This window comes from Pseudoalteromonas sp. P1-30 (genome assembly GCF_001400005.1).
Lineage (GTDB): Bacteria > Pseudomonadota > Gammaproteobacteria > Enterobacterales > Alteromonadaceae > Pseudoalteromonas > Pseudoalteromonas atlantica.
The window spans coordinates 755,404-781,243 of sequence record NZ_LKBC01000002.1; the positions used below are offsets into that span (position 1 = coordinate 755,404).

General features: G+C 39.6%; 24 protein-coding genes. 12 read left to right on the forward strand and 12 right to left on the reverse strand.

The annotated features are described in order from the left end of the window. Positions 1–36: 36 nt before the first annotated feature. Positions 37–2,052 carry a TonB-dependent receptor gene (locus tag AN395_RS06850; RefSeq protein ID WP_054982493.1) on the reverse strand — a complete coding sequence of 672 codons (2,016 nt, stop codon included), beginning with the start codon at positions 2,050–2,052 and terminating at the stop codon, positions 37–39. Between the two features lie 235 nt (positions 2,053–2,287). Here AN395_RS06850 and AN395_RS06855 point away from each other — a divergent pair, with 235 nt between their 5' ends. Further along, the gene (locus tag AN395_RS06855) at positions 2,288–4,105 is read left to right on the forward strand and encodes a protein kinase domain-containing protein (RefSeq protein ID WP_054982494.1); all 1,818 of its coding nucleotides are present in this window, start codon (positions 2,288–2,290) and stop codon (positions 4,103–4,105) included. 55 nt (positions 4,106–4,160) lie between these two features. Here AN395_RS06855 and AN395_RS06860 read toward each other — a convergent pair whose 3' ends face one another. Next, positions 4,161–4,685: a hypothetical protein gene (locus AN395_RS06860; RefSeq protein WP_095206626.1), complete on the reverse strand. Its 525-nt coding sequence runs from the start codon at positions 4,683–4,685 to the stop codon at positions 4,161–4,163. A gap of 23 nt (positions 4,686–4,708) precedes the next feature. Further along, a complete protein-coding gene (locus tag AN395_RS06865) occupies positions 4,709–5,704 on the reverse strand; it encodes a YHYH protein (RefSeq protein WP_054982495.1) in 996 nt (331 codons plus the stop codon). A 164-nt stretch (positions 5,705–5,868) separates the two neighbouring features. Here AN395_RS06865 and AN395_RS06870 point away from each other — a divergent pair, with 164 nt between their 5' ends. Beyond that, positions 5,869–6,300, forward strand: a complete 432-nt coding sequence (locus AN395_RS06870) for a DUF3859 domain-containing protein (RefSeq protein ID WP_004586517.1) — start codon at positions 5,869–5,871, stop codon at positions 6,298–6,300. Between the two features lie 255 nt (positions 6,301–6,555). On the opposite strand, the gene AN395_RS06875 is transcribed toward AN395_RS06870, so the two are convergent. The 3 genes from AN395_RS06875 to AN395_RS06885 all read right to left on the reverse strand — a co-directional run bounded on the left by AN395_RS06875 (position 6,556) and on the right by AN395_RS06885 (position 8,718). Then, positions 6,556–6,972, reverse strand: a complete 417-nt coding sequence (locus tag AN395_RS06875) for a VF530 family DNA-binding protein (protein ID WP_004586518.1) — start codon at positions 6,970–6,972, stop codon at positions 6,556–6,558. A gap of 73 nt (positions 6,973–7,045) precedes the next feature. Further along, a complete protein-coding gene (locus AN395_RS06880) occupies positions 7,046–8,035 on the reverse strand; it encodes an MDR family oxidoreductase (RefSeq protein ID WP_054982496.1) in 990 nt (329 codons plus the stop codon). Positions 8,036–8,085: 50 nt separating this feature from the next. Continuing rightward, a complete protein-coding gene (locus AN395_RS06885) occupies positions 8,086–8,718 on the reverse strand; it encodes a TetR/AcrR family transcriptional regulator (RefSeq protein ID WP_054982497.1) in 633 nt (210 codons plus the stop codon). A gap of 607 nt (positions 8,719–9,325) precedes the next feature. On the opposite strand from AN395_RS06885, the gene rmf reads away from it, so the two are divergent. Beyond that, positions 9,326–9,496 carry a ribosome modulation factor gene (rmf, locus tag AN395_RS06890; RefSeq protein ID WP_004586522.1) on the forward strand — a complete coding sequence of 57 codons (171 nt, stop codon included), beginning with the start codon at positions 9,326–9,328 and terminating at the stop codon, positions 9,494–9,496. Positions 9,497–9,566: 70 nt separating this feature from the next. Here the strand turns inward: rmf and fabA are convergent, their stop codons facing one another. Continuing rightward, the gene (gene fabA, locus AN395_RS06895) at positions 9,567–10,082 is read right to left on the reverse strand and encodes a bifunctional 3-hydroxydecanoyl-ACP dehydratase/trans-2-decenoyl-ACP isomerase (RefSeq protein WP_004586523.1); all 516 of its coding nucleotides are present in this window, start codon (positions 10,080–10,082) and stop codon (positions 9,567–9,569) included. Between the two features lie 204 nt (positions 10,083–10,286). Here fabA and AN395_RS06900 point away from each other — a divergent pair, with 204 nt between their 5' ends. Genes AN395_RS06900 through AN395_RS06910 form a run of 3 tightly spaced genes read left to right on the forward strand, consistent with a single transcriptional unit; the run spans position 10,287 to position 12,392 of the window. After that, positions 10,287–11,144 (forward strand): 6-carboxytetrahydropterin synthase, encoded by an 858-nt coding sequence (locus tag AN395_RS06900; RefSeq protein WP_024033642.1) that lies wholly within the window; start codon positions 10,287–10,289, stop codon positions 11,142–11,144. Beyond that, entirely contained in the window at positions 11,137–11,955 is an 819-nt protein-coding gene (locus AN395_RS06905; RefSeq protein WP_024033641.1) for a M23 family metallopeptidase, read from the forward strand. The genes AN395_RS06900 and AN395_RS06905 overlap by 8 nt, the downstream gene beginning before the upstream one ends. Positions 11,956–11,960: 5 nt before the next feature. After that, positions 11,961–12,392, forward strand: a complete 432-nt coding sequence (locus tag AN395_RS06910) for an acyl-CoA thioesterase (protein WP_029772286.1) — start codon at positions 11,961–11,963, stop codon at positions 12,390–12,392. Positions 12,393–12,604: 212 nt separating this feature from the next. On the opposite strand, the gene AN395_RS06915 is transcribed toward AN395_RS06910, so the two are convergent. Genes AN395_RS06915 through AN395_RS06935 form a run of 5 tightly spaced genes read right to left on the reverse strand, consistent with a single transcriptional unit; the run spans position 12,605 to position 18,188 of the window. After that, on the reverse strand, positions 12,605–13,927 hold the full coding sequence (locus tag AN395_RS06915) for a Na+/H+ antiporter family protein (protein ID WP_054982498.1): 1,323 nt from the start codon (positions 13,925–13,927) through the stop codon (positions 12,605–12,607). 8 nt (positions 13,928–13,935) lie between these two features. Further along, the gene (locus AN395_RS06920; RefSeq protein ID WP_054982499.1) at positions 13,936–15,897 is read right to left on the reverse strand and encodes a DUF3488 and transglutaminase-like domain-containing protein; all 1,962 of its coding nucleotides are present in this window, start codon (positions 15,895–15,897) and stop codon (positions 13,936–13,938) included. Continuing rightward, the gene (locus AN395_RS06925; RefSeq protein WP_054982500.1) at positions 15,890–16,903 is read right to left on the reverse strand and encodes a DUF58 domain-containing protein; all 1,014 of its coding nucleotides are present in this window, start codon (positions 16,901–16,903) and stop codon (positions 15,890–15,892) included. Before AN395_RS06925 ends, AN395_RS06920 begins: the two co-directional genes overlap by 8 nt. After that, positions 16,887–17,792, reverse strand: a complete 906-nt coding sequence (locus AN395_RS06930) for a MoxR family ATPase (protein ID WP_054982501.1) — start codon at positions 17,790–17,792, stop codon at positions 16,887–16,889. Before AN395_RS06930 ends, AN395_RS06925 begins: the two co-directional genes overlap by 17 nt. 12 nt (positions 17,793–17,804) lie before the next feature. Continuing rightward, positions 17,805–18,188 (reverse strand): response regulator, encoded by a 384-nt coding sequence (locus tag AN395_RS06935; protein ID WP_029772290.1) that lies wholly within the window; start codon positions 18,186–18,188, stop codon positions 17,805–17,807. A 466-nt stretch (positions 18,189–18,654) separates the two neighbouring features. On the opposite strand from AN395_RS06935, the gene AN395_RS06940 reads away from it, so the two are divergent. From AN395_RS06940 to AN395_RS06965, 6 genes are all read left to right on the forward strand, one after another. Next, positions 18,655–19,977, forward strand: coding sequence for a hypothetical protein (locus AN395_RS06940; RefSeq protein ID WP_095206628.1), 1,323 nt, complete (start codon positions 18,655–18,657; stop codon positions 19,975–19,977). A 139-nt stretch (positions 19,978–20,116) separates the two neighbouring features. Next, positions 20,117–21,421 carry a sugar ABC transporter substrate-binding protein gene (locus AN395_RS06945; protein WP_029772292.1) on the forward strand — a complete coding sequence of 435 codons (1,305 nt, stop codon included), beginning with the start codon at positions 20,117–20,119 and terminating at the stop codon, positions 21,419–21,421. Positions 21,422–21,539: 118 nt separating this feature from the next. Then, on the forward strand, positions 21,540–22,412 hold the full coding sequence (locus tag AN395_RS06950) for a carbohydrate ABC transporter permease (protein WP_054982502.1): 873 nt from the start codon (positions 21,540–21,542) through the stop codon (positions 22,410–22,412). Between the two features lie 2 nt (positions 22,413–22,414). Then, positions 22,415–23,245 carry a carbohydrate ABC transporter permease gene (locus tag AN395_RS06955; protein WP_054982503.1) on the forward strand — a complete coding sequence of 277 codons (831 nt, stop codon included), beginning with the start codon at positions 22,415–22,417 and terminating at the stop codon, positions 23,243–23,245. Positions 23,246–23,255: 10 nt separating this feature from the next. Next, positions 23,256–24,269, forward strand: a complete 1,014-nt coding sequence (locus AN395_RS06960) for an ABC transporter ATP-binding protein (RefSeq protein ID WP_029772719.1) — start codon at positions 23,256–23,258, stop codon at positions 24,267–24,269. 163 nt (positions 24,270–24,432) lie between these two features. Then, positions 24,433–25,392, forward strand: a complete 960-nt coding sequence (locus AN395_RS06965; protein WP_004586535.1) for a sugar-binding transcriptional regulator — start codon at positions 24,433–24,435, stop codon at positions 25,390–25,392. Positions 25,393–25,840: the final 448 nt, after the last annotated feature.

Below are 25,840 nucleotides of genomic sequence, written 5' to 3' on the forward strand. Positions count from 1 at the left end.
TATGCGCACTGTTTTTATATACAGTGTTTTGCTCGGTTAAAACAATAAGCTAATTGATAAGCGGGCTGTGCGAGGCTCAATAGGATGAAAGTGATTGTCTTCTACACCTTGTGCAGGCTCGCCCGGTAAGCGCGAAGCGTAGTAGTAATCTATATCGTGATCGGTACTATCAAATAAATTGAGTAGTTCAAAATCGACTTTCCAGTGAGTTTGTTTATAGCTAATAGCACTATTTACAACCGTTAATGGTTCAGAGCGAATATCACCCGAGTCAGAAAGCATCCGTTTACCAATATGGCGCACTCTAAACGATGATTGCCACAATTGCGTTATATGCCAATTTAAACCTGCACTTGCTACAACAGGTACTGCACCTTCTATGTAGTTGTTGTTAGAGTTTATATCTAATCGTGAATGAGTAAACGAGGCTTCCATGTCTAGGCTAAAGCGTTCATTAATCCAATAATACGCACTTAGCTCTAGACCATAACGTTTTGATGCATCACTGGGCTCTGTATTACCCGCATCACCTACAAATAAAAGCTCTGAGTCGAGTGTAAGCCACCATAAAGCGGCGGATAAATTAACGTTTTGATCATCGGCAAAACGCAGGCCTAGTTCAGCACCTTCACTTTTTACCAGTAAATCTACTTTTTCGGCATTTTGTTGGCTAACAGGGTCAATATTAATGGTAGTGCCGCGGGCATCGTTTGAATGAAACGACTGCCCCCAGTTTGCATAAGCGACTAACAAATCAGTAAGTTTATAATTTAAACTGCCTTTAAAGCTTACTAAGTCATCGTTTGCTTTGCCCGAATTTACCCGTGTAATACTGCTAACATCGGTATCAAAATAGTCGTACCGCACGCCTGCAGTGGCCTCTAATTTAGGTGTGAAAAGTATTTTTGTTTGCCAATAACTCGAATAGCTTGTTTGTTTTATGGCATCTTGTCTTATTGTATTGAGTCTCTCTCGCGCTTTAGTGTTATAAAGTCCTACCTTGTCTATATCGTCATGGCGAACCTCAAGCCCAGCAGTGTGCTGCATATTTAAACCAGCAGTAAGGGAGTCAAATTGATAACTTAGCTCACCACCATAAATAGTGCGGCTATCTTGTTGGTTAAACTGATCGCCATTTATAGGGTCGTTTAAAAAATAGCTAAAGTTAGAAAAGAGCGTTAAATCGTAATTTATGGCATAAAGACTGGTTTGTATATGCTTGCCTTGCCAAGCACTTGATAGGCTATAGCGACTCGAACTCCCCCCAAGGGTGGTATCAAGCGACCCTAATGGTGACGTTATATTTTGTGACACTGCGCGCTGTGGAATTTGATCGGCTGATTGCCATGTGTTGTCGTAGGCCATTGCTGTAATAGATAAATCTCCATTTAAAGCTTTGCCAACATAACGAAGTAGGGCATTTTTTTTATTTACGTTTTCGTTTATATCATCCCATGGGCCATCGTAGCCTTGCCACTCAGCTGCTGCTATTAACTTGGCATTAGATACATCAACCGCACTAAGCACAACTGCACGTTTATAGTTATCTTCACCAATGCTTAGCTCTATTTGCTTGTGCTTTAAGTTATTAGCTAAATTAAATTGCGCACTCCCCGCACTTGAAAAGTCGCCTTGTGTAGCGCTGTATGATCCTTTTTGGTAATTTATAGTTGAAATAGCTTCTGGAATAATAAAATTAAGATCGGTATAACCTTGCCCGTGTCCATGGCTTCGCATATTTATGGGCATGCCCTCAATGCTGGTGGCAAAGTCGGTGCCATGATCTAAATTAAAGCCTCTAATAAAGTATTGATTAGCCTTACCCGAGCCACTGTGTTGTGTAACCGCCATACCTGGAATAAGCTCTAACATTTCGGCGCCTCTGAGCATTGGGCGCTGCTGTATTTCTCCTTGACCAATGATACCGCTTGAGGCACTGATAGACTCGCCAATTAAACCATCTCTATGCCCATAAACAGTAAGGGTCTCTATATTAGCGAAGCTGCTAATGCTATATAACGTGCTCAGTGTAAGTAAGGCTAATCTATTCATCGCTAAAATCCCTATGTATTTACTATCTAAAATAAGCAGATAGTATAAATACGGCTTAGCTAATCGATTGGATGCAACATTTGTTAGCAAGGTGTAATACTGCATGTTTAGCACTAAGCTAGTTAGCTTTTTAGGTATGAGTAAAAACTAACTGGTGAGTATTGTAATCTGGCTATATAACACTAATAATCATGTGGCTAACTCACTATTTAACCTATAAAACAAAGAGCCTGTATTGAAAGCCAAAGAAATTCGCAATTTTTATATTAACGAAGAGCAATCTGTTTATTTGCTGTCACATAGAGATGCCAAAAAACACCGTCAATGGCTTAATATTTGTATTAAACAACTGAGTGCGCTTGGGTATAAAAATGTAGAGATGATTGGGTCAGGCGCGTTTGGGTTTGTGTTTGCTGGCAATGACGAAAACGCCTTACCTTGGGTGTTTAAGTTCTCGCGTATAACGCTTGCCCAAAGCGTGCGCGACCGCCTAGAAGACGAAGCGTATATGCTCTCGCAAATTAATAACCCGCTAGTGCCCACTTTTTATGCTTTTGAGCGTATAAAAAAGCAAGGTATTTTAATGATGGCCCGCGCCATTGGAGAAGACCTTGAAAAAGTATCGCTAAAAAAAGGGCGTTTTAGTGCCGCCCATATTATGCAATTAGCGGTGCGGCTGCGTAATGTATTAACAGACCTGCGTAATCATAAAAATGGTTTAACCCCTCAACCTATAGTGCATGGCGATATTAAACCTTCTAACTTAGTATGGGATGAGCAAAGCGATGCGCTGTCTTTAGTTGATTGGGGAAGCTCTGTTTACGCACAGGTTGATAGTAAGGGTGAGCCTATAGCCAGTAATTTTATGGATTTAATGTCGGGAGATTTAAGCACTACTAATGCCAGAATGGGCGATGTGTATTTTATAGGTGATGCGCAAATGTCGGGTGAGCAGTCATCGCCACGATTTGATGAACAAGGCGTGGCTTCTACTTTATATGCACTTGCCTCCGCTCAGTCGTGTCGTTTTGGCGCGCAAGCCATTCCTGCAAGCTCGCTTGGCTTACCCAAAGAACTTGCCAATGTAATTGATGGCATGCTGTCTAAAAATAAAACCATACGCGATGGCGCAGGCGATTACTTTATGCGTAACATTACCAAAATGGCTCAGGCGTATTTACCTGAGCTTAAAAAAGCGGAGCCTCGTCCTGCTATCCCGTATTGGTTTGGCAAAGGTGATAAGCCAGACACCGTAGTATATAGCTCGCGCAAACAGTTTTTACGACAAGCCGATCATAATCAGCAACTGCTTGATGTTAACGATGCTCAATTAGACCGCTACTATAAAGAGTTTTTGTTTGATACCGGCGATACCGAAAAAGCCTTTTTGGCCTCTATTAGCCGCCTAGCTAAATACCCAGTAGTGGGTGGATTGAGTTTTCATTGGAAAGATGAGTCGTTGTTTGTTGAGTCATCGCTTATTATGCATGATGAAAGTTTAAAAACAGCCTTTACCGATGCCATTAATAATACCGTAATGCTTGCTCAAGCGATAAGTCAAAAAGGTTTATTTAAGTGTTGTTTATTTGATGCGCGTAAAACTATTCAATTAGAGCGAGATGGAACCGGGGCGTTTAAGTTTGATAACCTCCCTGAGCTGGATTATGAAGTTGTCAGTATGAAGGCAAACGAAATTGCACGTCCACATTCTTACTTTGAAGATGGTAAAGATCCTGATGAGCAGCTGCAACTTCCTAAAAAAGTGATTAGATGCGTGTTTGAGCTAAATCAAATTCATCATACTGGCTGTATTATATTTGAAGCCCTGCCAGATAGAATGAAAATACACCATTACTATCGCTTACTCGATGAAAGCAAAGAAGTAGAGTTTAAACGGTTACTTAATAAATTAATGCAGTATGCAGTTAACATTACTGATGTGGGGGTTGCAGGATTTATGAAGCTTCCTTATAAAAACACCCGCGAATTTTCGCTTTGCGAAAAACAACCAGAGAATTTTTTTCCTAAAAATCCAAAATTATTAGCGCAGTAAAAATAAAAAAGGGCAGCTTAATATTAAGTCTGCCCTTGGCTACTTAATTGTTAGTTTAAAACACTGTGCTAAAAGGCGTACGCGGTGTTAAAGCAAACTGATGTGTCATTTTTTGCTGTTTGTTAGTAGCGGTAATGTGGTACTTATTTAAATCAGTATTTTGACTAAATAACCTAACGTTTAATTTTAGCTGTGCGCTTATATCAGGCACTGTATATCGGCCCGTAATCGTTATGTACTCAATGTTATTAGTATCAGTATGCGACACTTCAGGGTTTAGTAATAAGCCCTCTAAAGAAAACTTATAATGATGATCGTTTAAATAAACCCCTCGCATTATGGTTTTGCTGATTTGCTTTTTATGGGCGTTAAATTCATCCATAGATACTTTTTTATTTAAATCATCATCAAGGTTATTAAATGCAGAAATAGGCAGCGAGAGCACAATAAAGGCATGGTTATCAATCACGTTTAATGTTCCGTGTTGAGCCACCATTAAATGTGCATAAACAACCGGTGCTATAACAATGTTGGCCACTAAAATAAGCGCAACCAGTGCTTTTTTATGTAATTTCATCATGCTCACTTTGCCTATAAGTAAATTTATAGCTCGCCTTTAACACAGCGTTGAAAAAACGGATAAGTATCGGTTGCATAGTAATGGTATATGCCTTGTGGAAATTCAGGGGTCACCCCAAAGCGCCCGTTACACTCATCTAAATCGCCAGAGCCAGCTACATACTCCCAATCTTGTGCAAAAGTTCCCAGTGGATAAATATCGGTAGAAGGGCGGTTATCGCTCACAGTACTAATATGTTGGTAGCTACCTGTCATCACTTTAAGTGACGAACTTGCATCATCCGCGGTGCTATAGCCATAGCGCGCATAAATAGGAAACCCATCAGCCGCCCATGCAATTAGAGTCATTGTTGAGCTGTTGCCGCCTCTAAGGGAGATAAATCCCTCAGGCATGCCATGATAATGATATGTGCCATCGGGCTGTACGTGAGCGTTGTTATCGTCAGTACCAAAACTAAAGGTATCTTGGCTTAGTGCTTCAATACTCCAGTTGCCGCTATTATCGCCAAGCGAGCAATTATTGCCAGAGTCATCACAACTGCCGCCGGTACCGGCATCAATTTTAACGCCATTTAATACTATGCCTAACACGCCTCGAGGGCCGCCCATTAAGGTTGCGGTATCGCTTTGTATAGGCGTTAACGTAAAGCTCTCACTCACTGTTTGCTCAGAAATGGTGTTTGGATTATCGGGGTTAGGAAACGTGCCCACATCATGATCGGGAATGCCATTAGCAACTACATCGCGTGTTGTACCTGTGCATGCCCAATCAGCAGAGCTGGTGGTTTGCACTGATGTTGAGTCGTTGTATTCATTGTAACTGTATTCACATAGCACTTGCTCGGTTGAGCTGGTGCCACTTGTTGCTGTTGTACTGTCACTGCTTGAACTTGTACTTTCATCAGTGGCAGTTGTTAGGTTTTGCTCATCACTGCCACATGCAACAAGAGAAGAAATTGCTGCGCTTAATAACGAAATTTTTAATAGTTTAACTTTATTACAGAGAGTGTGATTCATCATACACAGCCAATTAAGTACTAATTGACGCTATTTTTGATCTTAAATGTGCAAGCAATGTGCAAAAATAAATCAACATTGAGTATGTTTGTTAATCAGGTGATTTTACTTAAGCTGCATGTATTATAAAATCAGTGCATTAACAGCCTAAAGTAAAGAATGGTGTAATGGCAAAATCAAAACCTGAGGTGTCGATTCAAAGTTGTGGGATTTATTCTACATGGGATAGCAAAAGTAAAGCATTGCCACAAATTGAGCAGTTTACAACCAATGTAATTGCCAAGCTTGATGTTGAATTTGGTTTAATAATTAATATTAAAAAAGCAAAAGGCGAAAAACTTCACTTTTGCATTTATCACCCCGATATACCAGACAGTAATGGCGAAATAATGCCGCCCTTTGAAGGCGTTGAATACATTAAAGAGAACGACTGGCAGTTTTATTTAGGTGATACGCTTTGGGAGCCTATTGAAAATAAATTAGGTGATTGGCGAATGACACTCACCCTAAATAATAAAATTATTGCCGATAAAACATTTAACGTAGCACTTGAAGAGCAAGGCTCTGTTAATGATTTTTGGCGTAAACGAGGTTACTAAGCCCTAAAATTGCAGAGCTAAAAAAAGCCAATATACATTGGCTTTAAAAATATAACTTAACCTGAACTCTGGTTAAGAGATAGACCAACATAATTTATCATGATGATCTTTAAGCTTAATTCTCTAGCCAGCGGTTTTCGGTGAAAACAAGGCGAATTTACGCGTCAATAGCTAGCCTATTGCAAGTAAATTCAACGCTGTTAGCGCTGAAAATAGCTGCTAGAGATAGATTTATTATCCAGAGTTGAGGTTAACTTAGTTACCCCACGGGTTAGTTGCATTTGAGCGTTGTTTTCGTGCCCTAGCGCGTTGTTTAGTGGCCTTTTTTTCCATAATTCGCTTTGCATCACTAAAGCTTAATTCGCACGGCTCCCCCGGTTTATGATCAGCAGGAATGACTCTATCTCGTGGCGGTAATTCGTATTGCACATCGTCGGGTTTAGGTAAGTTTTTAAGACGGTATAAGTAAAAGTTATCTACCTTTTCTTGTGCCCATTGTGTTTTACGTAAAAACTTAACCGCCGATTTTACATCTGGGTTGTTTTTAAAACAGTTTAATTGCAAATAAGCGTGTAGTAGCTCCCACCCATATTGCTCAACCAGTTCTTCAACCACTTGCTCTAATTTTACGCCTTGCAGTGGGTTATTACTGTAAAGATCTTGGTTGCTCATAGGTGTTGCCTCATTAATAAAAATACAAATGCCATTATAAATTTAATAACGAGGCTTTAATAGATAAAATTGCTTAACTTTGGCAATTAACAACTACGCGGCCGCGAATTTTACCTTCCATAAGTTGCTCGGCATTTTCGATAACTTGTTCAAGTGTAATTTCGGTTGAAATTTTATCAAGGTAATCGGCTTTAACTAAGCTTGCTAGTCTGTCCCATGCTTCTACTCTGTCTTTTTTAGGGCGCATAACGCTGTCTATACCAATTAAAGATACACCACGTAAAATAAAGGGCGCTACAGAGGCGGGTAAATCCATGCCTTGGGCTAAACCACACGCAGTAACCACACCACCGTATTTAAGCGAAGCGCAAATATTAGCAAGTGTGTGGCTGCCTACCGAATCTATAGCACCCGCAAAGCGCTCTTTTTGAAGTGGCTTACCTGGGTTTGAAAGCTCATCGCGGCTAATAATTTGTGACGCACCTAGCTCTTTTAAGTAATCGCTTTGCTCCATTCTTCCTGTTGCAGCGGTTACGTTATAGCCCAGCTGATTTAATAAATAAATGGCAAAGCTGCCAACACCGCCGTTTGCACCGGTCACTAATATTTCGCCATCACTTGGAGTGATGCCTTGTTTTTCAAGGGCAATAACACTCAGCATTGCTGTGTAGCCCGCGGTGCCAATTTGCATTGCTTGTTTTGGCGAAAGCGTTGCAGGGAGGGGGATTAACCAATCACTATTAAGCGATGCCTTTTGTGCAAGACCACCCCAGTGTTTTTCGCCCACACCAAAGCCATTTAGAATTACATTATCGCCAACAGTAAATTCATCCGTACTTGTTTCACTTACTGTGCCCACTAAATCGATGCCTGGCACCATAGGAAAACTACGCACAACAGGGCCTTTACCAGTTATGGCTAGCCCATCTTTGTAATTGAGCGTGCTGTAAAGTACATCAAGTTGCACGTTTTGCTCTGGTAGGTCACTTTGTTGCACTTCACTAAGCGCCGCAGCGTAGTTTTCGTCTTTTGTAATTACAATAGCTTTAACTGAGTTACTCATAACATATCCTTTTAGACCGATCGGTTTTTAATGGCTAAATAAAATGCGCATTAGGTAAGTAATGCGCGTAAAAACATTTCTGTATACAACGTAAGGGGTTTACTTGATTGGGTAAGTTTAGCTCGCATAACGGCGCCTTCCCAGCCAATCCAAAAATATTCACTCATAAGCTGCGTATCAACAGTTTTAGCAATCGTGCCTTGTTGCTGTGCTTCATTTAAACACAGCTCAACTTGCTGCTGCCATGCTACGTAGCTTTGTAGTAGGCGGATTTTAAATTCATCACTTAAATGATTTAGCTCTTGATTTAAATTGCCGACCAAACAACCGCGTTTGTACTGGTATTTTTGCATGCCCATAATGGCGCTTTGCGTAAAGTGAATTAAGCGCTCCAGGGGCGGTGTATTGCTATCGGTTAAATATTTTTTGAGCTTAGTGATAAAGTAGTCATCGTAGGCATTTACTAACGCAATACCAAACGCTTCTTTACTTTTAAAGTAATGATAAAACGAGCCTTTAGGCACGCCGGCTTTTTTTAAAATGGTATCAAGGCCAGTTGCGCTAAAACCAAATTCAGTTAAGGTTTCTAGGCCAACCCTAATAAGGTGCGCTTTGGTATCGGCGTTTTCACGAGGTATTTTAGGGGGTCTTCCGCGCCGTGCAGGTGCTTGAGCAGTATTCATTATAAGTAACCCCTAATAGCCTTTTTAAAGTTAACCCATATTAGACCGATCGACTTTAATTAATCAAGCATAAATACCAATTGTTTAAAAATAAATCGTTAAAGCTGTTTTTTAAACTAAAGGGCAAATTGCAATAAAATCGTCATGATTACATTTTTGTTTGGAACTTAGCCAAAAAAGGTGTGTCGGATAAATAGGTCGTGTTGATTTTTGCTGGTTAAATTTGCAGTGGTGTTTGGCATTTAGACAAGGCGGTAAAGCACCATAAATACCAACTATATGCTTCCCATTAGCTGCTTTCATTAAGCAGTTATTTAATCGCTTTAATGGAGATATTTAAATCAGCAAAGTAGAACACGCCTTAGCACATAAGTGCATTTAAGCGGTTAGATAGCCGTATTGTAAATTAAAGAAGCAGTAAGAAATTAAGTGGTACGACCACTGTGTTTTTATTAATGTTAAATTTTTTTGCATCAGCATGTTAGTTAATGTCAAACAAATTAATTAATTTTGCTATTTGAATTTAACATTTTTATTAACTATTCATTAAATGTAGATTTCACTAATGCTACAAAATTTATAATTAAAAAAGGTGAGGATATTACCGATGAAGAGACAAAAAAGAGATCGTTTAGAAAGAGCTCATTCTCAAGGTTTTAAAGCAGGTTTAGCTGGGCGCTCAAAAGAGCTATGCCCTTATCAGCAAATCGATCCTAAGTCTGAATGGTTAGGCGGTTGGCGTGAAGCAATTGAAAACCGAAACATGTATAAAACCTAATTCATCAAATAAGAATTAACGTAAAAAGGCCTCCAACTGGAGGCCTTTTTGCATACATTCATTACTAATTTTAGAATGCGCTTGTGTCTTGAAATAAGCCCACTTTTAAATCTTTTGCTTCGTAAATTACGCGGCCATCTACTTCAACTGTGCCATCAGCCATACCCATAAATAATTTACGTTTAATTACACGTTTCATATCAAGGCGGTATGTTACTTTTTTAGCGGTAGGTAAAATTTGACCGGTAAATTTTACTTCACCCACACCTAAAGCACGGCCTAAACCAGGGCCACCAGACCAGCCTAAGAAAAAGCCAACGAGTTGCCACATAGCATCTAGCCCTAAACAACCTGGCATAACTGGGTCGCCTTTAAAATGGCAATCGAAAAACCATAGGCTTGGGTCAATATCAAGCTCAGCTACAATTTGGCCTTTACCGTGCTCGCCGCCATCAGCAGTGATTGAAGTAATACGGTCCATCATTAACATGTTGTCGCTTGGTAAACGGCAGTTACCTTCACCAAACATTTCACCTTGACCACATAGGATCAAATCTTCTTTTGTATAGCTATTTTTAGGTTCCATAACACTTATCTTCGCTTAGAAATTGCCAAGTACTTTAGCGTACACTTGTACGCTAAACAACTCGGAGCAGTTGAAAAAAACACTTTTTTGCGTGATTTATCGCCAATCAGTAGTGGCGATTGCTTTTTGCATTATAAAACCGCGCAATTACAATCAGAAATCATTATAATTACCCCTGACTTATAACCAGTTTAAAGGAAGTTTATGATCCTTTTTGTTAACTCACTAACAGTGATTGATTTTTCTTACTTATGTAACAAACGCGGCGCCGTTGGCGAGAGCTGGATTGTTGACTTAACGTTGCATGGCAAGCTAAATGAAGAGTCTATGGTGTTAGACTTTGGCTTAGTTAAAAAGCAAATTAAAGGCATAATTGACGACTGTTTAGACCACAAACTAGCAATTGCTAAAGGTTTAAATGGCACAGTACAAGAATTTGATTCGCACAAAACGCTCGATTGCACATTTGGTGATAACCACCATTTAGCAATGAGCGCACCACATCAAGCTTATTGCATGATAGATGCACCAGAAATTAGCGTTGAATCAGTGACTGAATTTTTAATCGACACTATTTTACCAAAACTGCCAGGAAACATTGAAAAAATTGAGTTGTCGCTTAAACCAGAGCACAGCCAAAGTTTTTATTACCATTACAGCCATGGCCTTAAAAAGCACGATGGTAACTGTCAGCGTATTATTCATGGCCATCGCTCGCAAATTGGTATTAGTTTGGATGGTATGTCTATGCCACGCTTACAAAAGCAATGGGCAGAAAAATGGCAAGATATTTACTTAGCCACGCGTGAAGACCAAATCGCTGCAAGCGAATTAAAACACATAAGCGCTAAAAACGATGATGTGTGTTTTGCTTACACCGCTGCACAAGGTTACTTTGAAATGGCGATAAGCGAGTCACGCTGTGACATTTTACCTGTTGATACAACGGTAGAATGTATTGCTCAACACCTTGCTGAGCAGGTTAAGGCAGAATACCCAGACAAAGACGTAAAAATTACCGCTTATGAAGGCGTAGGAAAGGGATCGATTAGTTATGCTTAAAACTCTTTTAGCAACAGCGCTTGTAACCACAACTAGCTTTAGTGCATTAGCGCTTGAGCTAAAAGGGCACCTAACGCAGGGCGGCTTAGTGACAGGCAAGCTTGAAAATGTAAAGTCTGTATCGCTAGATGGTAAAACATTAAAGTTATCAGACTCTGGCAATTTTGTGTTTGGCTTTGGTCGCGACGCGAAAGCAAAACACGCCCTTACGTGGGTAGATAATAACGGTAAAACACACACGCAAGATTTAATGATCACTAAACGCGATTATAAAATTGATAAAATTACCGGTGTGGCTAAAAAGTATGTGTCGCCCCCTAAAGAAGTAAGCGCACGTATTAGCCGTGAGGCGCAAGCAATACGTAAAGCGCGCGCAGTTAACTCTGATTTACAGTACTTTTTAGACCCGGTATTAAAGCCTGCACAAGGACGTATATCGGGTGTTTATGGTAGCCAACGTTATTTTAACGGCGAACCGCGACGCCCACATTTTGGTTTAGATATTGCCAATAAAACCGGCTCGCCTGTTTATGCTCCGATTAGTGGCACCGTGGTGTTTGCCGACCCCGATTTATACTACTCGGGCGGTACGCTTATTATTGACCACGGCCATGGCGTTACCTCTACATATATTCATTTAAGCAAATTAGATGTAAAAGTAGGCGATACAATAAGCCAAGGCGACAAAGTTGCCGAAATAGGTGCGACTGGGCGTGTAACAGGCCCACACCTTGATTGGCGTTTTAACTGGGAAGGCGAGCGCCTAGACCCAGCATTATTGATGCAAGATAAGCTTGCTAATAAAAAGTAGATACTATGACAGACATTAACCGCGATGCAATTATTGCAAAGCGTATTGAAGACTCAACGACCTCGGTTACTAAAACGGTGTTTCCTGGGCGCACTAATCATCACAACACATTATTTGGTGGCGATGCGTTAGCATGGATGGACGAGGTTGCTTTTATTGCCGCCACTCGTTTTTGCCGAAAGCCGTTAGTGACTATTTCATCTGATAGAGTTGATTTTAAAGAGGCTATTCCAGCGGGGACTTTTGCTGAGCTAATTGCTAAAGTTGTGCATGTGGGCAATACATCACTTAAAGTGGATGTGGATATTTGTTTAGAAACCATGCATAAAGATGATAAGCACTCGGCGATTTCAGGCAGCTTTACCTTTGTAGCCGTAGATGATGACCACAGACCGACACCGGTTGTGTGCGATAAAATGATTTACGGTTTTGAATAAATAAATATTAAGGCAAGCAGCCTTTAAATAAGCATCTTTATTAGGTGCTTATTTAATTACAGGAAAAGAACACATCATACTAGTTAATTGTAAAAGCAATCTTAGCAGCTATAAAAATATATAGATTAAGTCAGCAAATAGGGAGGTATAAAAAAGGCATGAAATACATGCCTTAAAAATAATGAATTATACACACTATAAGTGCAGAGGTGCTAAAGCACCATAGCCGCAATCCAACCAAATATAAGTAATGGAATATTAAAATGTATAAAGGTGGGGATCACCGAATCTCGTATATGGTCATGTTGACCATCGGCATTTAAACCCGAGGTTGGTCCAAGTGTAGAGTCAGAGGCTGGAGAGCCCGCATCACCTAATGCACCCGCAGTACCCACTAAAGCCGCAGTTGCCATAACCGAGAAACCTAAATCTAAACATAAAGGCACAAATAAGGTAGCTATAATTGGCACTGTAGAAAACGAACTACCAATACCCATTGTTATCAATAATCCCACCAATAAAATAGAGGCCGCAGCGAGAGGCTTATTGCCATCAAATAACGCCGCGCCACTGTGAACTAAACTTGCTACATCACCGGTTGCTTTCATTACTGAGGCAAATCCTTGAGCCGAAATCATAATAAAGCCAATCATCGCCATCATGGCGACGCCTTTACTAAATACGTCGCCGTTTTCTTCCCACTTAACAACACCAAATACACTAAATATCATTACGCCAACAAGGCCGCCTAATATCATAGAGCCACTTAGGTTTTGTGCAACCAATGATGAAAGCACAGCAAACAAACCCACGATCATCACTTTTTTTGGCTTCTCAATGTCGCTAGCTTTGCTTTGTGTTGTTAACGGTTGCGCTTGGTAGTCACGGCGCTTTGCGTAACTTATAAACACCGCGATAATTAACCCAACCAACATACCGCAGGCAGGAATAATCATTGCCATAGGCACTTGTGTGTTAACTATGTCTAGGCCGTTATCAACTAAGTTTTTATGCAAAATAGAGTATAAGTAAATGCCACCAAATCCATAAGGCAATACCATGTAAGAGGTAGCTAAACCAAACGTTAATATACAGGCAATGGCGCGGCGGTCTAAACGTAGTTGATTAAACACAACCAGCAAAGGGGGGATTAAAATAGGTATAAAGGCTATGTGCACAGGCACTAAATTTTGAGAAGAAATAGCGCAGCCTAATATAATTAATAAAATAAAATAGCTTAAAAAGGTTTCGCTGCCTGCACCTTGTGCATTCACTTTGTTTAATAGCTTTTCGGCGAGGATACGGGTTAATCCCGATTTTGAAATAGCCACTGCAAAGGCACCTAACATTGCGTAACTTAGTGCAATTTCAGCGCCGGCCGACAAACCAGAATTAAATGCATCAACACTTTCTTTTATTCCTAAACCCGCTGTTAAACCAGCTACAAGTGCACTAATTATCATAGCTACAATGACATTTACACGTGCTAAGGAGAGCCCAAGCATTAAAATAACGCCTATAACAACCGCATTCATAGTTTTCTCTATTTTGAAGATTTAATTAATTTTATCAGATCTTTAGCCTGATTTTTACGTTCTTTAGTAAAAGGTTTTTTAGCGTAGCGCACTTGATTAAATAAATAGCTAAATTCGCTTAAAGGTTCCGCAGTATCAGGGCTTTGCTCAGCAAAGTATATTAACTGCTGATTAGGTGAATAGTGACTAGGCGCCGCTATGTCGTTTTTATCTGCCCAGTGCTTAATTGCCTCAAATTCTGAAACTAACGGCGGGCGTTTACTTTTATTGCGTGGCCAATTTAAATAAATAAAGTAAGCAGCAAAGCTAAAAGCAAGTCCTAAAATAACCGCTAAAGGTACCAGCCAAAGATGTTTACTACCAAAAAGTGATTTTAAAAAGTTGCTTTGCTTTTCTTCGTCAAAGCCAAGTACCCAGCTGGTCCATTGGTAATCAAGGGTTTCTAGTTTGAGCCTTAACCAATTAACGGCTGCAAAGTTACTTAAACTCACTAAGCCAAAATCGAGATTACTTTTAAATTCATCATTGAGTTCTTCGTTTTGTGAAAGTGAACCATTTAAACGCTCGGGGGCGACCACTGCAGTGGCATCAAAAATTTGCCACTGATTATTAATATACACTTCAACCCAAGCGTGGGCATCGTATTGGCGAACCGATAAATAATTATTTGTTTGGTTTTTTTCGCCACCTAAATAACCGCTGGCCAAGCGCGCGGGAATACCGGCGCTTCTAAAAATATACGCTGCTGCACTGGCGTAATGGCCGCAAAAGCCGCGTTTTTTATCAAATAAAAATTGATCAATAGTGCTGTCACCGGTCATAGGCTCGGGGGTTAACGTGTAACTAAATTCTTGTTTAGCAAAGTAGCTAAGCAATGCATTATAAAAGTCACTTTGCGAGGTTGTTGATTGTTTAAGTTCGGCAGCAAGCTTGGCTGCTTGTTGGTTTGTTTGGTTATTTAAACGTGTGTAATAAGCGGTTTGCCAATCTGAAAGTTGCTCTGTACTCAGTGCTGCACTTGATACCTGATACTGCAAGCTTTTAGCTTGATATTGTTTTTTTCGAAGTAAACCTAGCGCATTACTTTCAACATTTTTATTGTTACTGGTTGCGTAACCAAGCCCATATAACCATTTTTGATTCGCAGGCTCGGCAATAATAGTGTAGGTATTTTGTACTGCAATTTGTTTATTGGGATCAGCACTTTGATTATTATATTTTAATAAATCAGATGTTTTCCACGCTTTACCATCAAAGGTATCGTGTACAAGTGCTCGCCAATAATAAGGTGAGGCGGGCGTGTCGTTATCAAAACGCGCTCTAAAAACCAGTTCATCAGAATTAGACAGCTTTGCAATATCAAACGGATCTACCTGTTCAGAGAGCCCTGTTTTAGCAAGCTTTGGCCCAGGTAACTGCCAAAAAGCGGGCATTTTAGGTAAAAACAACAGCAAAAATATTGCTAAAGGCAAAGCAATAAATAACAGCTTAGCACTTTGTTTAGAGGCTAATTTTAAACTATGAGAAGATTCAATTAAGCTCAATACAGCAAAGTTGAGTAAAAATAGGGCGCTCATGGTTAAGGTGGTTATTATGCTTTGGTTAAACAAATACGCCGATGAAATAGAAAAAAACGTGAGTGTGACAATAATATGGTAATGTTTTTTTGTTTTAGCCTGCAGTAATTTAAAAATACTAGAGAGCAATAACATAGCAACAAACAATATGACTGTATCGCCTATACCTATGGTGTAAATCATTAATATTAAAGCTAATCCAGCCAAAATATTTGCAAGCCACGCGTTAGGTTTAGGGTTGTTAGTCAGTGTTAAGTACACGTTCCAAAGACATAAAAGCGATAAAACCCCAATAAACAGTATGGGCATATGCGATAAATAAAACGCAAATAAGCAGGCGTATATAAAGCTCATTGCTAAATTAATTGCCCGGTAATTTAATAGCTCAGCCATTAGCTGCTCCGCCGTATTCGCTCAGAAGTGCTAAACACTGTGATTTATCGTGCGTGTCGTTAGTTGTTTTGTAACTTGCTGAGGGCAAAATTAGTGTAAACGGTGTGTTGTTTTCGCATGCATTACACACTAAAAAGCAAAGCTGACTCAAGCGATGCTCGGTGTTACCCGTTAGCAGGTTAAAATCAAAAACAATATCGGACTTTTTATAATCTATAAATTCTTTTACTAGCAACTGCTGCGATTTAGCATAATGTTTCCATGAAATTCGCTGCAATCCCATTTCTGGTAAATGCGTTATTAGCTCATCAAACTCTTCGCTGCCGGGCTCTTTAATACTGCCTGTTTGCGTTGTGTGTTCAAATGTACTGTTGTAAGTGTCGTTTAATACATGCTCTGGCGCAGGGTAAACGTAAACAGAGTCATTAGGTTGTATATAACTCCACACGCTTACCAGCCCAAATGGGTAATTACTGTGTATTTTAAATCGTTCAAGTGTATATTTACCGCGGGCATTATAGGGTAGGTTAATAATTAAAGCGCTGTCTTTGGGCGTAACTTGCGTTAAGTGCTTTGCATATTCTGGGTCACTCGAGTAGCTAAGCGATACTGATTGCGTAAGTGTAGGGGCTTTTAAAATAAATTTAACCGAGCCTTTATTTGGTGAGAAGCTGGCAAAACTTTTTATATATTCAACTTTTAGCCCTTTCGCGTTTGTATAACCAAGCAGTACGGCAATAATCATCACCACAAACATTAAATAAGCCATCACCAAAATTAAGTTATTTTGATAATTAATGCCCATAACAAAATTTAAAATAGCCACAATAATAAAGTAAAAGCCGAGCTGCGAGGGCACTACATAAATATTATTATGAGCCAGCGTAATGGATTGCTTTGAATGCTTGTTTTTAAGTAGTTTATTAAGTAAACGCTTTTTTAATGCGCCAAATATACCGACCTTTTCGGCTTTTTTTTTAAATAACACGTTAAACTGGCACTGCAACGGTTTTTAAAATTTCATTTACTTGTGCTTCTCCCGACTCGTTATGCAGTCCTAAGCGGTGTTGGCACACACTTGCAAATACTGCTTGTACATCGTCAGGGGTTACAAACTCGCGCCCTTCAATAAATGCCCACGACTTAGCCGCTTTGGCAAGCGCCATACTTGCCCGAGGAGAGAGCGAGCCTGCAAATGCTGCGCTTTGACGGGTATGCGTTACTAATTCAATAATGTAATCGATTACAGGGCTACTTATCACAATTTGGTTAATTAAGATTTGAATTTGTTGTAGCTGCTTAGCGTCTATTCTTTGAGGTAATTGGCTGTAGTCTCGCGGTTTAATGTTTAAAATAAGTTGTTTTTCAGCCTCTTTAGGAGGAAAGCCTAAACTTATACGCATTAAAAATCGATCTAACTGCGATTCTGGAAGTGGGTAAGTACCCGACTGATAAAGCGGGTTTTGCGTGGCAATTACAAAAAAAGGATTTGGTAATGTGTACTTAGTACCATCTACTGTAACTTGCTGCTCTTCCATTGCCTCAAGCAATGCACTTTGCGTTTTAGGGCCCGCGCGGTTTATTTCATCTGCTAATACAACTTGGCTAAAAATCGGCCCTTTATGAAATGTAAACGTGTGCTCATTAGCGTTAAATACATTGGTTCCTAAAATATCGGCAGGTAAAAGATCGCTTGTAAATTGTATACGCTGATACGACAGCCCAAGCACAGCAGCAAGTGCATGTGAGAGTGTAGTTTTGCCCATACCGGGTAAATCTTCTATCAGTAAATGTCCTTCACTGAATAAGCAGGTGAGTGCTAGTTTTATTTGTTGTTTTTTTCCAAAAATAACACTCGATAAATCGTCGATAATTGCCGTAACAGTGCTTTGCATACTGACCTTATTTTATTCGCTTAGTTCGAGGCGCTTCATAACAGAATTAACTTTTTTAGCGTTAAAAGGTTTTTCTATAAAGCCTTTAGCCCCTAATTCCCATGTGTTTTGCACGTTTTCAAGGGTGTTATGACCCGAGCACATAACAACGTGAGCGTGAGGGTAGCTATCATTAATATGTTCTAGAATATCAGAGCTTTCAGAATCAGGTAAGTCCACATCCAAAAATATGACATTGGGTGATTTTTTATCAAGAAGGGGTTTTGCAGAAAGGTAATCGTTGCTTTCTAAAATATCTTCAAAGCCTAGCTCCGTTAATATTTGGTTTAGGTAGTCACGTATTTCCTTAACGTCATCAATAATAAGTATAGGCTCAAGCGGGCGCACAAATTCCATATGTTAATTACTTCTATTTTTTATACATCTAAAGTAATTTAATTTTATGCTAAGCACTGTATAAGCTCAAGAAAGTAAATCAAAAAACAACCAATTAGCGCTTTTACGCGCCTAAACCTGCCGTATTAATTAAACGCCCATACCATTTAATTGGTTAATAAATGTTAAATAAAGCACTTCAATAGCCCTCTACAGAACATTTTAAATAAGACTTTAGTCATAACTTGCAATTTTATTTTGGAATTCAAAACTATTAAACCCTTGTTTATAAATGTGAATTTTTATAAACACGATTTCATGTAAATGTTTTGTAATAAAAGATGTTGACGTTACATTATTCATTTGTGATTATGCTCATTAGCTGAGCCGATGCCCATTACGAAGTTTAAAAACACATTTAAATAAAATGCCCATTTGCTTTAGCTGCACACTGAAAATACACAACACACTAAATAGAGAGTTCATTATGTTAAATAATAAGAAAGCTAAATTTGCGCTAACTTTAGTAGCAGCAGCGTTGGCGGCGCCTGCACAAGCAGAAATGTCAGATTACTTTGACCGCCTTGACGTTAACTTTCTAGCAATGCAAAACTTTCAGTCTATACAAGCTAAAGACGGTGCATTTCGTCCTGGAGATGAAGAGCAGTCATCTGGTTTTGGGCGTATTAGAGCTAACTTAATGCTTAAGTTTCATATAAATGAATACATTACTGCCGACATTGATATAGCCGAAGAGCCAAACGATTTTGGCGGCGGCGACCGTGATTTTTCGTTCCATAACGACTTTGCAGGTATTGAATTTGATTTACTTGGCTTATACGGGACACCAAACGAAAACGAAAATTTAACGCTTCGTTTAGGTAATATTGGCGCGTCTCCATTTCAGTTCAAAGGTTTTCAAGACGGCGCAGATAACCAAGGTAATGCCTTAATTGGTAACGGCATTAACGACTACGCAACCGCAGAAAACGGTGCACAATTAAGCTACACAGAAACTTTTGACAGTGGTGTGCTTCGATCTTATAACGTAGCGGGACACATTACTACATCAAGCTTTGGCGAAGCATTTCAAGAAGATAGAGGCTTTAACTACCGCTTACAAGGTACATTAGAGTTTGAAGGTGGCTTTAAAGTTGGCTTAAATTACTTACAAGCTAACCAAGGCGACCAACTTCGTTTTGAAAATGGCGTAGCGAGCTTAGATGGAATCACAACAACAAATTACCGTTTTGGTGATGGCGAAAACTATAACTTTTCAGCTTCTCCTTCAAGCGAACGTGATACTCACGTAGGTGTTATGCCAGGGCTTGATCAGTCTATCATTCAATTAAATTTAGCGTATCAGCCATCAGATCAAACCAGCATCATTTTAATGTTGGGTAAATCGTCTGACGATTACACCTTTGCAGACTCTGCAGGTAACGCAGTGGCAGGTATTACCTACTTTGGTACAGATGGCGTGGCAGACGAAAACGGTACCACGTTTGATTCTAACAGTGTAATTAAAGGCGAAAGCTCAGTAGAATATTACGCCGTTGAAGCACAGCAATATATCATTCCTGAAAAACTTTACGTAGCCGCGCGCTATGCAGAGTCAGAAAACACTTCCGATTTAATCAGCCAAAACGATAACACCGTTGAGCGCTTACAAGTAGCCGCAGGTTACTGGTTTACAGATTCAACACTTTTAAAAGTTGAGTATGTAAACCAAGAAGAAGGCGCAAACTCAGGCGGCCAAATTGGTCGTGGTTTTGACGGTTTCACCTCAGAAATCTCAGTTAAATTTTAAATAGCTTACTAACTTACTGTTTGGTTTAAAGGTAATTTCAGCGCTGTAAATACGTTGAAATTACTCACCGCTTTATTTACTAAGGCGCTTTACAGTTATTTTTTAAGCGTCATTTAACATATTTATGAGGGTTAACCCGATGAAAACTAAATTATTAATGCTCGCGTGTTCAGTTATGGCTATTAACGTAGCCGCTAAAGAAACCATAACCATTGCCACTGTTAATAATGGTGACATGATCACCATGAAAGAGCTTAGCAATCATTTTGAAGAACAAAACCCAGATATTTCATTAAAATGGGTAACACTAGAAGAAAATATTTTACGTCAACGTGTAACAACCGATGTTGCCACAAAAGGCGGCCAATACGATGTAATGACAATTGGCACATATGAAGTGCCAATTTGGGGTAAACAAAACTGGCTAACTGAGCTTGATAACCTAGGTGAAAATTATGACGTTGATGACTTACTACCGGCTATTCGCAGTGGTTTAACCATAGATAACAAATTATACGCGGCCCCATTTTATGGCGAAAGCTCTATGGTTATGTACCGTACAGACCTAATGGAAAAAGCCGGCCTAGAAATGCCAAACGCGCCTACGTGGAGCTTTATTCAAAAAGCTGCAAAAGCGATGACCAATAAAGATGAAGGTGTTTATGGCCTTTGCTTACGCGGTAAAGCGGGTTGGGGCGAAAATGTTGCTTTAATTACTTCAATGGCAAATTCGTTTGGCGCTCGCTGGTTTGATGAAAATTGGAAACCACAATTTAACACCCCTGAGTGGAAAGCCACACTCCAGTACTATGTAGATGTTATGAAAGAGTCTGGACCTGCGGGTTCGTCAGCGAATGGGTTTAACGAAAACCTAGCGTTATTTCAAACGGGTAAATGTGGTATTTGGATTGATGCAACGGTTGCTGGCGCATTTGTAACCAATAAAAAAGATTCTGAAGTCGCTGATAAAGTAGGCTTTGCACTTGCACCAGATAATGGCCTAGGTAAACGTGGTAACTGGCTATGGTCATGGACACTTGCAATTCCTTCTAGCAGTAAAAAATCTGATGCTGCAATGAAATTTATTAGCTGGGCTACATCAAAAGAGTACAGCCAATTAGTTGCCGATAACAAAGGCTGGGCAAAAGTACCGCCGGGTACTCGCGCATCACTTTATGAAAACGAGCAATACATGAATGCAGCACCGTTTGCACAAATAACGCTTGATTCTATTAATTCGGCCGACCCGAAAAACCCTACTGTTAAACCCGTGCCTTATGTTGGCATTCAGTTTGTTGCTATCCCTGAATTTCAAGGAATTGGCACTGCTGTTGGGCAGCAGTTTTCCGCTGCACTTACTGGGCAAATGACTGTTGAGCAAGCGCTTAACACATCACAACGCCTAGTTGAGCGCACAATGCGTAAAGCACGCTACCCAAAATAAATAAGTAGGCGGGTAAGTTTAACGCTTACCTCGTATTTTTCGTCAGCATTAGCATGTTATCTAGTAGCCGTTTGTCGTTGTTGCTAAGGTTAATGCTGACTTTTTGAAGGTCACTGATATGGCAACTACACAGTCTCGTACGCTTGCACGCATAATGCTATTTCCTAGTGTAATTTTATTACTAGGATGGATGATAGTGCCGCTGTGCATGACACTCTATTTCTCGTTTGTAGATTACAACTTACTTATTCCTGGTGAACGCGAATTTGTAGGCTTTTTAAACTACGAGTTTTTTTTAACAGATCCCGCATTTGTTGAATCCTTTTTTAATACCCTTTATTTAGTAACGGGTGTATTAGCTATCACAATTTGTGGTGGTATCGGTTTAGCTGTTCTCCTCGACCAAGCAATATGGGGGCGAAACTATGTTCGTATTATGGTTCTCGCCCCATTTTTTGTTATGCCAACCGTATCGGCTTTGGTGTGGAAAAACATGTTTATGAACCCTGTAAACGGATTATTTGCACACTTTGCAATTTGGCTCGGGTTTGAACCTCTCGACTTTTTTGCGCAAATGCCTTTGTTTTCAATCATTATTATTGTTTCTTGGCAGTGGTTACCGTTTGCTGCGTTGATATTACTCACGGCGATTCAATCACTTGACCGAGAACAACTCGAAGCTGCCGATTTAGATGGTGCAGGGCCTTTTAGTAAGTTTTTTTACATCGTGCTGCCGCATTTATCACGCGCTGTTACCGCTGTTATTTTAATTGAAACTATATTTTTACTTTCTATTTTTGCAGAAATTTTAGTGACAACCAGTGGCGGGCCTGGGTATGCATCAACCAATATTACTTACTTAATTTACACCCAATCGTTATTACAATTTGATGTAGGCGGGGGCTCAGCAGGGGGCATAGTTGCAGTAATTATTGCCAATATTGTAGCCATATTTTTAATGCGCCTTATTGGTAAAAACTTAGAGGGTTAATCATGGCTAGTGCAGCAAATAAAAAATCAAAACTAATTTATACCCTGGCAGCATGGACCATCAGTGGGATGATATTTTTCCCAATTTTATGGACATTAATCACCAGTTTTAAAACCGAAGCAGAAGCAATATCAGCCACACCAGCGTTATTTGCTTTTGATTGGACACTGGAAAACTATCAAGATGTGTTAGCCCGCTCGCCGTATTTTGATCACTTTTGGAACTCGGTGGTTATATCACTAGGCTCAAGTTTATTGGGCTTATTAATAGCCGTACCAGCCGCGTGGTCAATGGCGTTTGTGCAAACGAAAAAAACTAAAAACCTACTTATGTGGATTCTTTCTACAAAAATGCTCCCGCCGGTAGGGGTGTTAATTCCTATTTATTTACTCTTTAGAGACTTTGCTTTATTAGATACAAAACTTGGCTTAGTTATTGTTATGACCTTAATAAACTTACCGATTATGGTATGGATGTTATACACCTACTTTAGAGAAATTCCGGGTGAAATTTTAGAGGCGTCACGAATGGATGGTGCAACTATTGGCGAAGAGATATTTCATGTATTACTGCCAATCGCATTACCCGGCATAGCCTCAACATTACTGTTAAACGTAATTTTGGCATGGAACGAAGCATTTTGGACACTCATTTTAACCGCTGCGAATGCCGCACCACTAACGGCATTTATTGCCAGTTACTCAAGCCCAGAAGGGTTATTTTACGCCAAGTTGTCGGCAGCATCTGCCATGGCCATTGTGCCAATATTAATTCTTGGTTGGTTTAGTCAAAAACAATTAGTGCGCGGCTTAAGCTTTGGCGCAGTAAAGTAGGAGAACACACATGGGCAGCATCACACTAAAAAAAGTAACTAAAAGTTTTGATGAAGTTAACGTAATCAAACCGCTTGATTTAGAGATAAAAGACGGTGAATTTATTGTATTTGTAGGGCCATCGGGCTGTGGTAAATCAACATTACTACGTATGATTGCCGGATTGGAAGACACAACCAGCGGCACAATTGAGATTGATGGCCAAGATGCAACACAGACGCCACCGGCAAAACGTGGTTTAGCTATGGTATTTCAGTCGTACGCTTTGTACCCGCACATGAGTGTACGCAATAACATTGCGTTTCCACTAAAACGTGCAAAAGTAAGCCCTGCTGAGATAGAAAGTAAAATAGCAAATGCCGCTAAAATACTTAATTTAACTGATTACCTAGACCGTAAACCAGGGCAATTATCTGGCGGGCAACGCCAACGTGTAGCAATAGGGCGCGCAATTGTTAGGCAACCGTCGGCTTTTTTGTTTGACGAACCGCTTTCAAATTTAGATGCATCACTGCGTGTAAATATGCGCTTAGAAATTTCTGAACTACACAAAAGCTTAGCTACAACAATGATTTATGTAACACATGACCAAGTTGAAGCGATGACTATGGCAGACAGAATTGCGGTATTTAATGGGGGGATTATTGAGCAAGTCGGTACGCCACTTGAGCTTTATCAGCACCCGGTAAATAAATTTGTAGCAGGCTTTATTGGTTCACCAAAAATGAACTTTATTGAAGTAGATAACGATAGCCATGCACAAACGCATAGTTTAGGTGTGCGTCCTGAGCACTTTGAAATTTCAACTGAGTCAGGAACTTGGCAAGGTACTGTGGGCGTAATCGAGCATTTAGGTTCTGAAAGCTTTTTACATGTAACTATTAACGATGGCAGTACGGTTACGGTAAAAGCAGATGGTGATTGCCCACTACAATATGGCGACACAATTTATTTAAGTGCACCTGAGCACAAGGTACATAGATTTGATAAAAATGGTTTAACGATTAAAAACCCAACAGTTTAATCCGCCGTTTTAAGCCAATACTTTAGGAATAGCAAATTTACCTAAAGTATTGGTTATTAAATTAATGTGACACTTCGGCATTTTATAAATGAATGATATATTTGCAAATATTATAAAATGATTATCGCTAAAACTAAGCGGCTTATCAAAATAAGAGGTTTATGTGGCAAAGCTATCAAATACAGAAATACGTAAGCTCGATGATGCAGCTAGAGCAGGGTGGCTCTATTATGTTGCGGGTAAAACACAAGACGAAATTGCCAAAAAGCTCAATGTATCTCGTCAATCGGCTCAACGTATGGTGGCATTATCTGTAAGCCAAGGGCTTATTAAAGTAAGGCTCGATCATCCTATTGCTAAATGTATGGATTTAGCAGAAAAAATTAAAAGCCGTTTTGGCTTAGACTCTTGTGAAGTAGTGCCTAGCGATGGATCAGATCCAAACTCTACAGTGGGTTTAGCGCAAGCCGGTGCTGCTGAAATACAACGCCATTTAAAATCAGAAACACCGAAAATTTTAGCTATGGGTACTGGGCGCGTATTACGTGCATGTGTTGATGAACTGCCAACGTTAGATTGTAGCCAACACAAAGTAGTGGCGATGCTAGGTAACATGGCACTTGATGGGTCGGCTTCACCTTATGATGTAGTCGTTAGAATGGCCGAGCATATAAATGCAAAGCATTACCCAATGCCGCTTCCTGTATTACCAAGAAGTGTTGAAGAGAAACAGCAATTGCATTCACAACATAATATTACCAGTAACTTAAAATTGGCCACCCAAGCCGACGTAACATTTGTGGGTGTAGGTAGCCTAGGCGAAAAATCGCCATTGCATATTGATGGCTTTGTTGATGAGCAAGAGCTAAAAGAGCTACAAAATTTAGGGGCTGTGGGCGAAATGATCAGCTGGGTTTACGACAAACGCGGCCAATTAATTGACTGCACTGTAAACCAACGTGTTGCCAGTACGCCATTAAAAATTGAAGGTAATAAACAAATTTACGCTATAGCCGCCGGTGAAGATAAAGTACTTGCGATACTTGGTGCAGTTAGATCAAATATGATCAGTGGTTTAATTACTAACGAATACACAGCAGAACGTATTTTAAGTATGGATTAGCTAAGGTTGTTTTAGGTAGCTTTTTAAAATCTACGGATAATAACTGACTGAATGAGCCTTTATTTTTCAAAAAGGAAAACTAACAGGCTCACTTAAAATACTAATAAAGTTTTAATAAATGTAGGCTTTTTATAAAACGTTTTAAATAGCACTGTGATAAAAGAACGTTGATGGAAATAGCAAAGCAAAAATTGCTATGGTTAAAATTTTAAAGTAGCCAATGCTTAAAGTTCTTTGTAAGTAATATAGTTAGTAAAGTTTTGAGTGTAATGAATAATAAAAGCGTAATGACCTGGAATAAACTAAAAGTACATAGCAAAGTAAGACTAGGTATAGCTTGGTAAAAACAACCTTAATGTCCGATACCGTCTAGTATTGGACATAGCAGGAGTGTAATACGCACTCATTATTATAATATACATAACTACCTATAATTTATATTATGTTA